Origin of the sequence: Amycolatopsis sp. NPDC059021, assembly GCF_042739895.1 — a bacterium.
Classification (GTDB): domain Bacteria; phylum Actinomycetota; class Actinomycetes; order Mycobacteriales; family Pseudonocardiaceae; genus Amycolatopsis.
In genome coordinates this window covers 18,030-30,825 of the sequence record NZ_JBHYIQ010000111.1, presented here as the reverse complement: position 1 = coordinate 30,825, position 12,796 = coordinate 18,030, and the positions used below count along the sequence as shown (strand labels likewise).

The window sequence follows — 12,796 nt, the reverse complement described above, 5'->3', positions numbered from 1 at the left end:
GCCTTGAGGGACTCAGAGTCCCTCAAGGAGGCCCCCACGGACCTTCGTCGTTTCAGCCCAGGTCGGCGGTGGTGCGCTCGGCGGCGCGGCGGTCGGCGAGCTTGGCCGGGTCGGCGTTGCTCACCTGGACGAGGTGGACGCCCGCGGCGAGCGGGACCAGCAGGCCGTCGAGAATGCCTTCCGTTCCATCCCAATCCACAGTGGACAGCACGCGATCGCTTGCGGACAGGCCGATCTTCGCGGCCCGGGAACGGGACTCCGTCAGCACCTCGTCCACTGTGGACGCTCCGAGCGCGGGAGTGTCACCGGGTACCGGGAACAGCGGGCTGAACTGGTCGCCGGCGAGCCGGGCCTCGCCGAGGTAGTCGAGCGCGCCGCCGGCGGGCGGTTCGGCCAGCCCGCGGCCCATCGGGTCCAGTGACACGACCGCTGTGGCCTCCGCGTCGGAGGCGCTGTCGGGCGTCACGAACGCCACGCGTGCCCCGCCCGTCTCGGTGACCACCCGCGCTCCGCACCACCAGGCTCCGAGCAGGACACCGACGGTCTGCCAGTGCGAAGGCAGCCGCACCGCGACGGCGTCGCCCGGTTCGACGTCGAACTCCTCGACCAGCCAGTTCGCCGTTTTGGCCGCCCAGTTCGCGGTAGTCGCGACGGACAGCTCGACCCGGCTGCCCAGCGCGTCGTCGTAGTGCGTGATCAGCGGTTTCGCCGGGGACGCCGGCAGGGGGCGCAGCAGCTGTTCGGTGAGACTCATGGACACAGGCTATGACCACGCTCCCCGTTGACAGCGATGACTCCCGTAAGTAGTTTTGCTTGCAAAACAAAACTACGGGGGTTGGAATGACCATCCTTGTCACCGGTGCACGCGGCCACGTCGGCGGGCAGGTGCTGGCTCAGCTGCTCGACGCGGGCGAAAAGGTACGCGCCGCGAGCCGCGACGCGAGCACGCTCGACGTGCCCGAGGGCGTCGAGACCGTGAGCCTCGACCTCGAGGATCCGGATGCCGGCGCGCTCGACGGCGTTCGCGCCGTGTTCCTCTACACCCGGCCGCAGGGCATCGAGAAGTTCGTCGCAGCGGCCCAGCGGGCCGGGGTGGACCACGTCGTCCAGCTGTCCTCGTCCGCGACGCTGGAACCGTTCTCGGAGAACCGGATCGCGGTCCTGCACCGCGCGGTGGAGGAAGCGCTCGCCGGGTCCGGTCTCGGGCACACCGTGCTGCATCCCGGGTACTTCGCGAGCAACACGCTCGCCTGGGCGGCCGAGCTCGCCGAGGGCGTGGTGCGCACTCCGTATCCGGACGCGCGGGTCGGCGCCATCCACGAGGCCGACATCGCCGCCGTCGCCGTGCGCGCGCTGACCACCGGCGAACACCGGGGCGCCTCGCTCGCGCTCAGCGGGCCGGAAGCGCTCAGTTTCCGTGAGCTGGCAACGATTCTCGGCGACGTCCTCGATCGGCCGGTCAAGGTGGTCGAACTGTCCACGGACGAAGCACGGGAGCGGATGCTCGGCCACGGCCTGCCCGACGGGGCCGTCGACGCGATCCTTCGTTCGTGGGCGAACGCGCTCGACGAGCCCTCGCCGGTCACGAAGACGGTCGAAGAGGTCACCGGCACCGCGCCCCGCACCTTCGCCACCTGGGTGTGGGACCACCGGGCCGACTTCTAGCCGTACCTGGTCAGTCGACGCAGCGTACGTCGTCGGCGGCCACCCGCGGCGCCGCTCCCGCCGCCCCACCGCCGCCGGACGGCGGAGCGGCACCGCGGCCCGCCAGCTCGGCGACGAACTTCCGCACGGCCGCCGGATCGATCGCGACGATGCTCTGGCCGTCCTCGCTCGTCCCGTTCGACGTGATCACCGGGATCGTGGTGAAGTTCAGGTCGCCGGAGGCGATTCCCTTGACCTGCTGGACGAACTGCAGCAGGTCGAGGCCGTCGTCGAGCACGATCGCCCGGTGCGCGGCGTCGACCAGCCCGCTCATGGTGGACGGGTTGGCCAGTGTGCCCGCGGACAGCACCTGGTGCAGCGCCGAGGTCAGGAACGCCTGCTGCCGAACGATCCGGTCGAGGTCGCCACGGGGAAGGTTCTTTCGCTGGCGTACGAAGGAAAGCGCCTCCCCGCCGGACACCGTCTGCACGCCGCGGCGGAAGCTCGCGCCGGAATCCTTGTCCTCGGTCGCGTGGTTGAGGCACACTTTGACGCCGCCGAGCGCCTCGGTCAGCAGGTAGAAACCGAGGAGGTTGACCTCGGCGTAGTGATCGATGCGCAGCTGGGTGAGGTCCTGCACGGTCTGGACCAGTACGCGACGGCCCTCGGTGTCCGAGTCACGCTCGATCTTCGCCTGGTCCCGCTCGCCGCGCGCTCGCTGGTCCGCCGCGAAGCGCGCCTTGGCGACCCCGTAGGCGGAGTTGATTTTTCCCTTGCCCCGCCCCGGAATATCGACCCACGTGTCGCGCGGAATGGAGATCCCGGACGCCTTCCCGCCGTTCTTCGGGATACGCACGACCATGATCGTGTCGGTGTTGACGCTGCCCGCCGTCGCTTCGGTGCGCAGTTCCTTCAGCACCCGCAACGGCAGCTGATTGCCCTGTGCGTCGGTCCGCGCGTCGCTGCCGACGAGCAGGATGTCCGTCGCGCCGTCGTCCGCGGGCGGGGCCGCGGGGTCTTCGGGCCTGCTCAGGGCGTCCGTCGTGGGGACGTTCCGCTGCAGGCGTCCCATCGTGACGTAGCCGTAGGCGGTGGCGCCGAGCGCGAGCAGCGACACCAGGCCGATCGCGATCCGCCGGGTCAGCTTGGCCGCGCGCGGGCCGCGGCGGGCCGGGACCGGTTCGGCCTCGGGCTCGATCGGGGAACGGGGGAAGGGCGACGGCTTCCAGTCACTGTCCGTGGCCGAAGGGGTGTCCTCGGCGGCGGCCTCCGCATCGAGACGTGGTTCGCCATCCGGCTTGCTCTCGTCATTGTCCACCGTGGTCACCTCCCCGTAGCGTCGCTGTGCCGTCCAGCCTAAGGTGCCGACGCTGTCGCCACGCTGAGTGTCGGGGATTTAGTTGATGCAGGCCACTCCGCCCGCGGTGATCGGGGGCTGTGAACTCGACGACGGCGGAGCGGACGACGCGGCGGAGGCCGGCGTCGGCTTGCTGCTCGGGGACGGGGTGGAACTTGCCCCGCCCGGTGCGGCGGCGCCGTGGAAGTCGCGGCCGAGCAGGACCCGGACGTGCCCGGCGGCGACGTCGGCGTCGGGCTCGGCCTGCACGCTTGTGCCCAGCGCCTGGCGGATCAGGGAGAGCCCGGTGTCGTCGGCGGGGTTGTAGCGGATCACCGTGCTGCCGCGGGTGCTCAGTTTGGTGTCGCTGGCGAGCTGGAAACCCTTGCTCTGCAACAAGGTGTGTGTCTGCGGGGCGACCGAGGACGAGCCGGAGCCGTCGAACAGCTCGACGGTCACCGCGTTCGCGCCGGGCACCGTCGCGCTCGTCGACGGGGCGGGCTTGGCGTCGGGAACGCCGTCGGAGGTCAGCCGGGCCACCTCGGCCTGCACCTGGTCCTCGTCGATGCGCAGCACGTCGGCGCCGCCGACCACCGCGTTGCCCTGGGTCGGGATCGTGCGGAACTCGATCCGGCCGCCGGTGAGCCCGCGCATCTGCTCGGCGAACTCCATCAGGTTCCACCCGGAGGAGAGCACGACCGACTTCTTGATCGCCTCGACGAGGTCGCCGAGCTTCGCCGGGTTCATCAGCGTCTTGCCCGACAGGACCTTGTTCGCCAGCCCGGACAGGAACGCCTGCTGCCGCGCGATGCGGTCGAGGTCGTAGTTCGGCAGGTCGTACCGCTGCCGGACGAAGGCGAGCGCCTGCACCCCTTCGATCGTCTGGCGCCCGGCGGGCAGATCGATCCCGGACTTGATTTCCTTGACCGGGTTGAGGAGACAGACGTCGACGCCGCCGATGGCCTTGGTGACCTCGTAGAAGCTGGCCAGGTTCACCTCGGCGTAGCGGTCGATCATGCCCGGTTTGCCGATGAGCTTCTCGATCGTGGCGATGAGGTTCTTGCGCCCGGCCACCTTGGACTTCCCGTCGATGTCCTTGAGGTCGGTGTTCCCCTGCCGCTGCAGTGTCTGGGAGGTGTCGTTGTAGGCGTACACGTACGCGCTGTTGAGCTTGTGCTTGCCGTAGCCGCCGGTGATCTCCACGAGCGAGTCGCGCGGGAAGGAGATCGCGACCGCGCGCCGCCCGTCCTGCGGGATGTGCACGAGGATCATCGTGTCGGTCTGACGCTCGCCGTCGGAGTTCCCGGCGTGCAGCATGTCGAGCACTTCGCGGGGCAGCGGGTTGCCCTGCTCGTCGGTGCGGCTGTCCATGCCGACCAGGAGGATGTCGACGGCGCCGTCCAGCGGCTTCGCGTGTGCCGACTGGTCCTCGAACACCGCGCTGGTGGACAGTCCCTCGTTCGGGTCACCGATGTACTGCCAGCCGTACCAGGTCAGCCCCAGGACCACCACGGAGAGCAGGCTGAGGAAGACCTTGCCGCCACGGCGGAAGAACACCAGGACACCGCGTCCGCGGTGCACCGGCACGGGTGGCGCAGGCCACTCGGTCACGCGTTCCTCCCCGATTCGTCCCCCAGGGCACACCGGGTGCCGCTGGTACGACTCTACTGATCCTGGTGTTAGACGTCCGTAGGCTGGGTGAAGGTTGCCCCAGTCGTGACACACTGATTCCCGATCACACGGTCGGAAGCGTGCGAAAGGCGGAGTAAATGCGGGTTCTCGTGACCGGTGGTGCGGGTTTCATCGGTTCGAACTACGTGCGCCGGGTGCTCGGCGGCGCCTATCCCACGCTGGCCGGCGCCGAGGTCGTCGTGCTGGACAAACTCACCTACGCGGGGAACAAGGCGAACCTGGCGCCGGTTTCCGGTGATCCGCGGCTGCGGTTCGTGACCGGTGACATCTGCGATCCGGTGCTGGTACGCGAGCTGATGCTCGAAGTGGACCTGGTGGTGCACTTCGCCGCCGAGTCCCATGTGGACCGTTCGATCCTCGGTGCCGCGGATTTCGTGCTGGCCAACGTGCTCGGCACGCAAACGTTGCTGCAGGCGGCTTCCGAAGCCGGCGTCGGGAAGTTCGTGCACGTCTCGACCGACGAGGTGTACGGCTCGATCGACGAGGGATCGTGGTCCGAGGATCACGCGCTGGAGCCGAATTCGCCGTACTCGGCGTCCAAGGCGTCGTCGGATCTGATGGCGCGTGCGTTCTCTCGCACGCACGGGCTGCCGGTGTGTATCACCCGGTGCTCCAACAACTACGGTCCGTACCAATTCCCGGAGAAGGTCATCCCGTTGTTCGTCACCAATCTCCTCGACGGGCTGAAAGTGCCGCTCTACGGTGACGGTCTGAACGTGCGTGACTGGCTGCACGTGGACGATCACTGTCACGGCATCCAGCTGGTCGCCGATCACGGGCGCGCGGGGGAGATCTACAACATCGGCGGCGGCACGGAACTGACCAACCGCGAGCTGACCGGACGGCTGCTGGACGCGCTGGGCGCCGATTGGGACAGCGTCGAGCCGGTCGAGGACCGCAAGGGCCACGACCGCCGGTACTCGGTGGACATCACGAAGATCAGCACCGAACTCGGCTACGCGCCGCGAATGTCCTTCGAGGACGGTCTCGCTGATACGGTGCGCTGGTACGCGGACAACAGGGCGTGGTGGGAACCGCTGAAGGGCCGTGCCGCGCTGGCGAAATAAGGGGACGGTGTGTGACTGGACGGCTGCTCCTGCTGGTGCCCGGGGGATCCGGGCAGCTCGGACGTGACCTGGCGGCGCTCGCGTCGTCCCGGCCCGATGCCGAGGCGATAGCGCCCTCGTCGGCCGAGCTGGACCTGACCCGGACCGGAGACGTCGTCTCGGCCGTCGCCGCGCTGGCGGAACGAGCTTCGGCTTCCGGCGCGTCGCCGGTGGTGGTCAACGCCGCGGCGTACACCGCGGTCGACGCCGCGGAGACCGACGAGGCCCGTGCGTTCGCGGTCAATGTGGACGGTCCTCGGGTGCTCGCCGCCGCGTGCACGTCCCGCAGGGTACCGCTGATCCACGTCTCGACCGACTACGTCTTCCCAGGGGACGCTTCCTCTCCGTACGAAGTGGACGATCCGCTCGGCCCGCGCAGCGCCTACGGCCGCACGAAGGCCGCGGGGGAGGACGCGGTGCTCGGCTCCGGTGCGTCGGCGTGGGTCGTGCGAACGTCGTGGGTGTACGGGAAGTCCGGCAACAACTTCGTGAAAACGATGGCGCGCTTGGAAAAAGAGCGCGACACTGTGTCCGTTGTGGACGATCAGGCCGGGTCGCCGACATGGTCGGCCGATCTCGCTTCCGGCTTGGTGGAGCTGGCCGGACGGATCGCTTCGGACGCCGGTCCTCCGGGGCGCGTACTGCACTGCGCGGGCGGCGGATCGACGACGTGGTACGGCTTCGCGCAGGCCGTTTTCGCCGGGCTGGGCGCGGATCCCGCACGGGTGCTGCCCTGCACGACGGCCGATTTCCCGCGGCCCGCGCCGCGGCCGGCGTATTCGGTGCTGTCGAACGCTTCCTGGCGGGATGCCGGGCTGACGCCGCTACGCCCGTGGCAGGACGCTCTGACGGCTTACTTCGCTGCCGCCTGATTGCGAGCTCTCTGGGGCCCTCGGCTTTCGGGGCTTCGGGTTGCTGGGACGGTGTCGCGAACGGGTCGTTGGGGACGTTCAGCGTCCTCAACGCGTCGTTCGCGGCATACCTTCGTCTGTCCTTTGTGGATCGAGAGACCGTGAAGGACTCCTTCACGGCGCTCAACGCTGTAAAGGAGTCCTTCACGGCGCTCAACGCCGGTAAGGAGTCCTTCACGGCAGTGCGCACCCCGGGGCCTCGGGATGTGGGGGTTATCCCCAGCCAAGAGCGATTGTGGACAACTTCCGGCCCCACACCGCCGACAGCCCGTTCTTGTCGGACCCCGGCGATAGACTGGCCTAGGGCCGTCCCCCGGAGAGGGTGGGGGATACCCCTGGTGATACGTGACTTTATGGGGGGAGGGGGACGAGGTGAGGGGTGTGGTGAGTGGCGGAAAGCGCGGTGATCAGCCGGAGACGGCGCGGCGGTAGGCCTCGACGGTGCGTTCGGCGCAGGTACGCCAGGTGAAGCCCGCGGCGTGCGTGCGGCGGGCGGCGGAGGTGGCGACGGCGTGCGGGTCGATGACGGCGGTGCGCAGGGCGGCGGCAAGGCCGTCGACGTCGTCGTAGGGGACGAGGCTGGCGCAGTCGCCCGCGACCTCGCGCAGGGCGGGGATGTCGGTGCAGACGACGGGGACGTCCGAGGCCATGGCTTCCAGGACAGGCAGCCCGAAGCCCTCGTCACGCGAGGGCAGCACGAGCGCCGAGGCGCCCGCCACGACGCGCCGTAGGTCCACATCGGACAGATAGCCGAGGTGCTGCGACCGTTCCGCCTGAGGGAACGGGCCGGGCCCCGCGAAAACCAGCGGCGGCAGGTCCGGCGTCGTGGCGTGGGCGCGCACGAGCCAGTCGAGGCCCTTGCGCGGCCCCGCGGCACCGGCGAACAGCAGGTACTTCTCCGGCAGGCCCAGCTCCGCGCGCTGCTCGTCCGTCGGCGGCCGGGCGGTGAACCAGGCCGGGTTCACGCCCAGCGGGGTCACCACGATCTTGTCCCGGTCGACGTCCAGCCGCTCGGCCACCGCGTCGGCGACGGCGGCGGTCGGCGTGCAGACGACGTCGGCTCGACGGGCGCCGCGGCGGACCAGCCGGGGCAGGTCCTGGTCACTGGGCGCCAGTTCCGCCGGATTGTCCAAAAAGGCCAGATCGTGGATGGTCAGCACGCCCGCCGCGCGTGCCCGGCCCGGCAGCACGAAATTCGTCCCGTGCACGACGTCGGCCAGTCCCGCGAACAGCTCCACCGGCGGGAACTCACCGTGCAGCCAGGTCTTGCGCAGCAGCCGCGCGGACACCGGCATGCCCCGCGCCCGCGCGCCGTGCGGCAGGACATGACGAAGCCGCCGCCAGCCGCGCAACGTGAAGGCCACCGCGCGTGTGTCCACTTCGGACATCGAGGCGAGCTCCTCGCTCAGCGCCGCGGTGTACCGGCCGATGCCGGTCCTGGTGCCGAGCAGGGGAGTGCCGTCGAGCAGCACACGCAACGGTCGATCAGCCACGGCGCAACCGCTGCCTGGCGATCTTGAGGACCCGGCCGCCCGCCCGCCGCGCGAGCTCGCCCACGCCGCCGTCGTTGAGGTACTCCCGCACGAGCGCGACGTCGCGGCGCACCATTTCCTTGCCCCGCGCGGGTTTCGTGGTCACGAGGTCCGCGGAGCCCGCCAGCCGGTCGGCGGCGGGCCGCGGATCCCGGCAGAACTCGACGAGCGGTTTCAACGCCTCCGGCCAGGCGAACCGCTGGGCGACACCGGCGATCCGCTCGACACATCCGGCGGCGAACTCCTCGTCGTACAACGCCGTTTCTAGCGCGTCCGCCAGCGCGTCGGCGTCCTCGGCGGGGACCACGACACCGAGGCGTTCGGCGCGGACCAGGTCGGCGAACGAGTCGCCGTCGGTCGTGACGATCGGCAGCCCGGCCCACAGGTAGTCCAGCACCCGGGTGCGGAAGGCGAAGGTCGTCTCGACGTGCTCGAAGTGCGTGGTGACCCCGCAGTTCGCGTCGAGCAGCCAGTTCTGCCGTTCGCCGTAGGGCACCCACTGCTCGTTGAAGTAGACGTGTTTCCCGGTCAGCCCCAGGGAATCCGCCAATCGGACGGTCCGCGCGCCGATGTCCATCTCGGCGACCTCGGGGTTCGGATGCTTCATCCCGAGGAACACCAGCCGGACGTCGGCGCGGCGCCTCCGCAGCTTCTCGATCGCGCGGATCAGCGTCAGCGGGTCGAACCAGCTGTACACGCCGCCGGCCCAGAGCACCACGTGGTCGGTCGCCCCGATGCCGAGCGCCGAACGCAGCCCCGGGCCGGTGCGGGCCGGGGTCTCCGGCGGCAGTCCGAAGGGGACGACCGCGAGCAACGACTGCGTTGTCGGATCGGCGTCGTAGAGCCGGGGTGAGAGCCTGCCGAGTGCGGCGAGGTGACCCAGCCAGAAGTGACGCTGACGTTCCGACGCGCACAGGAAGAAGTCGCCCCGTTCGAGTTGCGCGTCGAGCACCTTCGTGACTCCGGCGAGGTCCGCCGCGCGCTTGTCGTCGGCGATTCCCTTGCCCTGCTCCAGCAGTTCCAGGTGCATCGGGTCATACAGGTCGGCGACGACGATCTTGCTCGCGTACTGCTTTTTCAGCGACGGCGCTAGTTCGAGCACGTGCCCCTGCAGGAGCACGATGTCGGCCTCGGCGATCGGCGCGTCCAGCTCGTGCCGCTTGCCCGCGCTGACCCGGAACGGCGCAGGTGGCGGCGAGACGTGCGGATTCGTCGTGACCAGGTGGACGTCGTGTTCGGCGGCGAGGGTCGCGGCGATGTTCCAGGCGCGGATCGCCGGGCCCGCCATCCGCTCGGTGAGCGCGTCGCCGGTGATCACCAGGATCTTCCGGCGCTGCCCGAATGCGGCCTCGATCCCGAACGCCTCGACCAGGATGTCGTGTGCGGCGAGATAACGCGGCAGCGGGTACGCGGGCTCCAAAGCCTTGCGCAGCAAGGGAAGCAGGTCGGCGTCGGTGCGCACGCGCGCGGCCTGCTCCGCCGCGCGTGATTCCACCAGCGACGGCAGCAGCTCGACGAACTGGTCGATCGCCAGCATTCCGGCGAGCGTCGTGCGCGGGATCGCGACGTCGCCGGTTTCGGCGGGCCCGACGCCGCGTTCGAGGTCGAGCTGGGTCGCGTCGAGATCGCCGCGGGCGGTCGCGCGGCGGACCGCCAGCGCGAGCGCCGCGGGCAGCGCCTTCGCCAGCGACTCGTCGGAAAGGTTCTTGTACAGCGCGGCGAGTGCGTTGCGCTCCAGCAGGAACGTCTCACGGCCGGAATCCGGGGCGTCCACCGCCGCCATCGTCGCGTGGTGCCGGTGGTAGGTCAGCGATTCCGGGACGTACCGGACGCGCCAGCCGCGCAGGTTCAGCCGCCAGCCGAGGTCGACGTCCTCGTAGAACATGAAGAACCGCTCGTCGAACCCGCCGAGTTCGGCGAACACCGAAGCACGGACGAACATCGCGGAGCCGGTGCCGAACAGCACGTCCTTCGCGACGTCGTGTTCGGCCGGCGGGACCGCCGACAGCGGGCTGCCCGCGTGGCGCTTGTAGCCCATGCCGAACCAGGTGAGCCCGGCGTCGACGAAGTCGGTGCCGGTGCCTTCCCAGTCGAGGACCTTGCTGGCCACCGCGGCGACCCTCGGCTGGGCCCGCAGCTCGGCGACCGCGGCCGAGACCCAGCCGGGCGCGGGCCGCGCGTCGTTGTTGAGGAAACCGAGGATCGTGCCGGTGGCGTGCTCGGCGCCCAGATTGCAGCCACCCGCGAAGCCGCTGTTGACCGGCGATTCGACGAGCGTGACGCCCGGGACCGCGGCCTTGATCCTGGCGACGTCGTCGCCGCCGGAAGCGTTATCGACGCAGATCAGCTCGACGTCGGGGTAATCGAGGTCGGAGGCGAGCGAGCGCAGGCACGTGATGGTGTCGTCCGCGCCGCGGTAGTTCACCACGATCACCGAGACGAGCGGTTGCGGGTCCCCCTGCGCCAAAGCCTGCTCCTGTCCTCGGGATGACGCAGATATTAGTGGCCCGCCCACGCCTCCCAGACCGCGCCTCGGCCGAGAGCGCTACGTCGCGTGATCATCCGGCGTGCGGACAACGCCGCCGGTAGCCGGACGGCGACCTCGGCGAGCACCCGGCAGCGCAGGCCGAACCGGAAGTTCGGCGCGTCCGGTTTGCCCGGTCGCAGGGGCAGGACGGCGGTGAGCAGCGCGAACCGGACGAGTTGCCCCAGCGCGACGCCGCCGGGCGCGCAGCGCAGCAGGGTGAGCAGGCGGTTACGTTCGTTCCACCGGTGAAACAGCGGGCTACCCGGACGGGTGCTCGCCCCGTGCCGATGGCGCACGGTGGCTTCCGGCGCTCCGACGACGTCCCAGCCCGCCAGCCGCAACCGCCACGCCGTGTCGGTGTCCTCGTAGTAGCAGAAGAACGACGCCGGTATACCGCCGACCGTACGCAGTGGACCGGTCCGGAGCAGCGCGGCGCCGCCGCAGAAGCCGAACACCTCGGGGGCGGGTTCGGCCAGGTCGGCGCCGTGGCCGTCGGCGGTGAGCCGGACGCCCGAGGACTGCGTCGAACCGTCCTCGAGGTCGAGGCGGGACGCGACTGCGGCGGCGAGCGGCGCCGCGTCGAGCGTGTCTTCCAAAGTGGCCAGCCAGCTGGGCGAGGGTTCCGCGTCGTCGTTGAGCCAGGCCATGAGCGGAGTGTCGACGCGCTGCAGCGCCGCGGCCATCGCGCCGGCGTACCCGGTGTTGCGCGGCAGCCGCAGCACCGTTGGGCTGGACGGATGGGCCGCGAGCAGGGCGGCGGTGCCGTCGTCGGAGGCGTTGTCCACCACCAGCGTCCGATGTGGACGGGTCTGGGCGGCGAGCGCGTCGAGGCACGCGGTGACGTGCCCGGCACCCCGCCAGGTCACAACCACCACGGTGGTGGCGGGCGCGGAGGTCACCCGGGAGAGAATAGGCCCCGTGCCCCGACTGGTCGTCCTCGCCGAGCAACTGCTCGCCCCGGTGCCGGGTGGTACCGGCCGGTACACCGCGGAGCTGATGCTCGCGCTGGCCCGCACGGCGCCGCCTGGCTGGACGGTGTCCAGTGTGGTGGCACGCCATCACGACGTGGACGCCGCTGTCGTCGAGGGTGTCGAAGGTCCGCGGGTACTGCGGATTCCCCCGCGCGCTCTGGTCGCGGCGTGGCAGCTGGGCCTGCCGTGGTGGCCGGGCGGCGACGCCGTGCACGCGCCGACGCCGCTCGCCCCGCCGCGCGCGCCGGCGGGGAAGACGCTGACGGTGACCGTGCACGACACCGTTCCGTGGACGCATCCGGAGACGCTCACCAGCCGGGGTGTCAGCTGGCACCGGTCGATGATCTCTCGCGCGGCGCGGCGCGCGTCCGGGCTGGTGGTGCCGACCAGGGCGGTCGCCGACGAGCTCGCCGTGCTGATCGACGTCGACGTGCCGGTGAAGGTCATCCCGCACGGCGTGCGGATCCCGGCCGGGGACGCCGACGTCGAGCTGCCGGAGCGGTACGTGCTGGCGGTCGGGACCATCGAGCCGCGCAAGGGCATCGACGTGCTGATCGAGGCCGTCGCCGATCTCGAGGACGTCTCGCTCGTGGTCGCCGGGCAGCAGGGCTGGGGCGGGGTCGATCCGGTGCGGCTGGCGAAGGATCACGGGCTGCCCGAGGAGCGATTCCGGCTGCTCGGCAGGGTGAGCGACGCCGAGCTGGCGACCGTGCTGCGCGGGGCGGAGGCGCTGGCTGTGCCGAGTCTCACGGAGGGGTTCGGCCTGCCGCTGCTGGAGGCGATGGCGGCCGGGGTACCGGTGGTGCACACCGACGTCCCGGCGCTGGCCGAGGTGGCGGGCGGTGCCGGGTTGATGGTGCCGCGCGGCGACGTCGGGGCGCTCACGCTGGGGTTACGCGAGGTGTTGGGCTCGGCGCAGCGCGCGGCCGAGCTGAGCACGCGGGGCAAGGAACGGGCGCGGGCGTTCACCTGGCGGGCCGCCGCCGAGGCCGTGTGGGCGATGCATCGCCGCAACCGGGATTGACACATCGGGGTGCCGGTGTCCCGCATTTCCCGGTTCTTGTCCGGGCGGGTGGG

10 protein-coding genes are annotated in these 12,796 nt (G+C 70.6%); 4 read left to right on the top strand and 6 right to left on the bottom strand.

The genetic code is table 11. The features are described 5' to 3' along the window. Positions 1–52: 52 nt before the first annotated feature. A complete protein-coding gene (locus ACFWX1_RS40795) occupies positions 53–754 on the bottom strand; it encodes a TIGR03089 family protein (protein WP_378395236.1) in 702 nt (233 codons plus the stop codon). Between the two features lie 86 nt (positions 755–840). Between ACFWX1_RS40795 and ACFWX1_RS40790 the strand changes: the two genes are divergently transcribed. Then, positions 841–1,665 (top strand): NAD(P)H-binding protein, encoded by an 825-nt coding sequence (locus ACFWX1_RS40790; RefSeq protein WP_378395235.1) that lies wholly within the window; start codon positions 841–843, stop codon positions 1,663–1,665. Positions 1,666–1,675: 10 nt separating this feature from the next. Here the strand turns inward: ACFWX1_RS40790 and ACFWX1_RS40785 are convergent, their stop codons facing one another. Together ACFWX1_RS40785 and ACFWX1_RS40780 are read right to left on the bottom strand one after the other, a co-directional pair. Beyond that, entirely contained in the window at positions 1,676–2,962 is a 1,287-nt protein-coding gene (locus ACFWX1_RS40785) for an LCP family protein (RefSeq protein ID WP_378395234.1), read from the bottom strand. Between the two features lie 78 nt (positions 2,963–3,040). Further along, positions 3,041–4,591 (bottom strand): LCP family protein, encoded by a 1,551-nt coding sequence (locus ACFWX1_RS40780; protein ID WP_378395233.1) that lies wholly within the window; start codon positions 4,589–4,591, stop codon positions 3,041–3,043. A gap of 158 nt (positions 4,592–4,749) precedes the next feature. Here ACFWX1_RS40780 and rfbB point away from each other — a divergent pair, with 158 nt between their 5' ends. Continuing rightward, a complete protein-coding gene (gene rfbB, locus ACFWX1_RS40775) occupies positions 4,750–5,739 on the top strand; it encodes a dTDP-glucose 4,6-dehydratase (RefSeq protein WP_378395232.1) in 990 nt (329 codons plus the stop codon). Positions 5,740–5,750: 11 nt separating this feature from the next. After that, positions 5,751–6,650 carry a dTDP-4-dehydrorhamnose reductase gene (gene rfbD, locus ACFWX1_RS40770; protein WP_378395231.1) on the top strand — a complete coding sequence of 300 codons (900 nt, stop codon included), beginning with the start codon at positions 5,751–5,753 and terminating at the stop codon, positions 6,648–6,650. Between the two features lie 446 nt (positions 6,651–7,096). Here rfbD and ACFWX1_RS40765 read toward each other — a convergent pair whose 3' ends face one another. Genes ACFWX1_RS40765 through ACFWX1_RS40755 form a run of 3 tightly spaced genes read right to left on the bottom strand, consistent with a single transcriptional unit; the run spans position 7,097 to position 11,647 of the window. After that, on the bottom strand, positions 7,097–8,182 hold the full coding sequence (locus ACFWX1_RS40765; protein WP_378395230.1) for a glycosyltransferase family 4 protein: 1,086 nt from the start codon (positions 8,180–8,182) through the stop codon (positions 7,097–7,099). Continuing rightward, complete coding sequence (locus tag ACFWX1_RS40760) at positions 8,175–10,688, bottom strand: glycosyltransferase (protein WP_378395229.1); 2,514 nt, start codon at positions 10,686–10,688, stop codon at positions 8,175–8,177. The genes ACFWX1_RS40765 and ACFWX1_RS40760 overlap by 8 nt, the downstream gene beginning before the upstream one ends. A 32-nt stretch (positions 10,689–10,720) precedes the next feature. After that, positions 10,721–11,647 (bottom strand): glycosyltransferase family 2 protein, encoded by a 927-nt coding sequence (locus tag ACFWX1_RS40755; RefSeq protein ID WP_378395228.1) that lies wholly within the window; start codon positions 11,645–11,647, stop codon positions 10,721–10,723. Between the two features lie 19 nt (positions 11,648–11,666). Between ACFWX1_RS40755 and ACFWX1_RS40750 the strand changes: the two genes are divergently transcribed. After that, positions 11,667–12,743 (top strand): glycosyltransferase family 4 protein, encoded by a 1,077-nt coding sequence (locus tag ACFWX1_RS40750; RefSeq protein WP_378395227.1) that lies wholly within the window; start codon positions 11,667–11,669, stop codon positions 12,741–12,743. Positions 12,744–12,796: the final 53 nt, after the last annotated feature.

Excerpts from the sequence above, each read along its gene's own strand:
- ACFWX1_RS40790 (WP_378395235.1), top strand. The coding sequence starts at position 841 with ATGACCATCCTTGTCACCGGTGCACGCGGCCACGTCGGCGGGCAGGTG.
- rfbB (WP_378395232.1), top strand. The coding sequence starts at position 4,750 with ATGCGGGTTCTCGTGACCGGTGGTGCGGGTTTCATCGGTTCGAACTAC.
- ACFWX1_RS40795 (WP_378395236.1), bottom strand. The coding sequence starts at position 754 with ATGAGTCTCACCGAACAGCTGCTGCGCCCCCTGCCGGCGTCCCCGGCG.